2 protein-coding genes are annotated in these 2,384 nt (G+C 53.5%); both read left to right on the forward strand.

What is annotated here, in order from left to right:
* A partial coding sequence (locus AC0UA9_RS17510) for a TRAP transporter permease (RefSeq protein WP_475662038.1) occupies positions 1 to 1,618 on the forward strand: 1,618 nt, incomplete at its 5' end.
* 11 nt (positions 1,619 to 1,629) lie between these two features.
* Positions 1,630 to 2,058, forward strand: a complete 429-nt coding sequence (locus AC0UA9_RS17515) for a universal stress protein (RefSeq protein WP_125751116.1) — start codon at positions 1,630 to 1,632, stop codon at positions 2,056 to 2,058.
* Positions 2,059 to 2,384 lie beyond the last annotated feature (326 nt).

The following is a 2,384-nucleotide window of genomic DNA, read 5'->3' on the forward strand; positions in this document are numbered from 1 at the left end:
ATTCTTACCTGCGCTAATTTCCTACATCGCCTTGATATACATCGTCCATCTTGAGGCCATGAAGGCTAACCTGCAGGGCCTGCCAACCAGCAATCCTCCTAAGCCACTGGTGCGCAAGGTGATCGGCTTTTTGGGCGGTTTATTATTGATGATGGTAACGGCGCTGGTGGTCTACTACGGCCTGGGGTGGTTAAAGCCTGTTCTGGGCTCCGCCACGCCTTGGGTGGTAAGTGTGGCCCTGGTGGTGATCTACATCGCACTGCTCAAGGTGGCTTCAGGCTATCCGGAGCTCGAGCTTGACGATCCGAATGAACCGATCTTCAAACTGCCCCAGACCCGGCCAACGGTGATGGTTGGGCTGCAGTTCATTCTGCCGGTGATCGTGCTGGTGTGGTGCCTGATGGTAGAGCGCTTGTCTCCGGGACTGTCGGCATTCTGGGCCACGGTGCTCATGGTCTTCATCATTCTGACTCAGCGTCCCATTACGGCAATCTTCCGCGGGCAGAGTGACATGGGCGAGGATATCCGTGCGGGTGTCCTGGATCTGTGGAGTGGCTTAGTGACGGGTGCCCGCAACATGATCGGCATCGGCATCGCCACCGCGACAGCTGGCATTATCGTTGGTGCGGTTTCCCAGACCGGCGTGGGCTTGGTGCTGGCCGATGTGGTGGAAATCCTCTCTATGGGGAACCTGATGCTGATCCTGCTGCTCACTGCGGTGCTCAGCTTGATCCTCGGCATGGGTCTGCCCACTACCGCCAACTACATCGTGGTGTCGGCGCTACTTGCCCCGGTGATCGTGCAACTCGGTGAACAGAACGGTCTGTTGGTACCGCTGATTGCCGTTCACCTGTTCGTATTCTATTTCGGCATTATGGCCGATGTGACACCACCGGTGGGGCTTGCCTCTTTCGCGGCAGCAGCTGTCTCGGGAGGAGACCCGATACGAACCGGTTTTCAGGCTTTCTATTATAGCTTGCGGACCGCGGCGCTACCGTTCCTGTTCATCTTTAACACCGACCTGCTGCTGATCGACGTGAGCTTCCTGCAGGGTATCGTTATCTTCATCATATCGACGATAGCGATGCTGATCTTTGCTGCTGGCTCGCAGGGCTTCATGATCGTGCGTCACCGCTGGTACGATTCCATTCTAATGCTGCTGGTCGCCTTTACGCTGTTCCGCCCGGGGTTCTGGATGGATATGATCCATGACCCCTATGAGTCGGTGCCGCCGTCACAGTTCGTCCAGACATTGGGTGATGTGGATGAGGAGAGCACGCTACGACTGCAGATCCGTGGTGAAGATGACTTTGGTGACCCGCTTACTACCTATATGGTTCTGCCCGTGCCTGAAGGGGAGACAGGGGAAGAGCGCTTGGAGAACCTAGGGCTTGAGCTACTGATCGAAGACGAGCGGGCGGTCATCGACATGGTAGCCTTCGGTAGCACCGCGGCCGATCTTGGCTTGGATTTCGACCAGGAAATCATCGAGGTGCTGGCACCTGTGGATCGTTGGATTAAGGAATTGATGTGGATTCCGGCGTTCCTGGTGTTTGGTTTGATCGTAGTTATGCAGCGTCGTCGTCGTAACAATACGTCAGCCACGGCTGCTGCATAAAGGAGGATGCCATGTACAGCAAAATCGTATTGCCGGTGGATCTGAACGAGGAGGCCTCTTGGTCAAAGGCTCTGCCTACGGCCATTGCGTTGTGTCAGACTTTTGGGGCTTCACTGCATGTGGTAACAGTGCTCCCTGAGTTCACGATGCCCATGGTAGGAGCCTATTTTCCAAAGAACTTTGCTGAAAAAGCACATGCTGCGTTGAAAGAGGCGCAGCATAAGTTTATTAAGGAAAATGTGCCTGAGGAGATTAAGACTCAGAGTGTGATTGCTGACGGCTCGCCATGGGAGGCCATCATTAAGGTAGGTAAAAAGCTAGATGCCGACCTGATTGTCATGGCATCTCACACCAAACGTAAGTTTGTCGACTACGTTCTGGGCCCCAATGCGGAACACGTGGTTCACCATGCCAAGATTTCGGTGATGATCGTGCGCTGATGTCGATACTCGTTGACTAGTAAAAGAACTCCAGGCCATTTGGCCTGGAGTTTTTGTTTGTGGGGTTATATTAACGCTGACTAACGCATCGAATAAATTGGCGTTAATAGCATGAAAGCAGGATTTTTTGTACGTAATGCCGTGAGACAGCTCCACCTTGCCATTGCTCAGCTACATTAAAGGTACGTTAAGCCATTAACCCATGGTTAACGAACTCATGCATGTGGCGACTTTTTCAGGGTGTTGGGTAAGTTCGATCTCAACCTGAGTGGGTTTAAAGGCCACCGCTGCATTGGGGCAAAACTAAGGAGTCAGGCTATGAATGC

The organism is Colwellia sp. F1 (assembly GCF_056238625.1).

Coding starts and splice junctions, on each gene's coding strand:
- AC0UA9_RS17515 (WP_125751116.1), top strand. CDS start 1,630: ATGTACAGCAAAATCGTATTGCCGGTGGATCTGAACGAGGAGGCCTCT.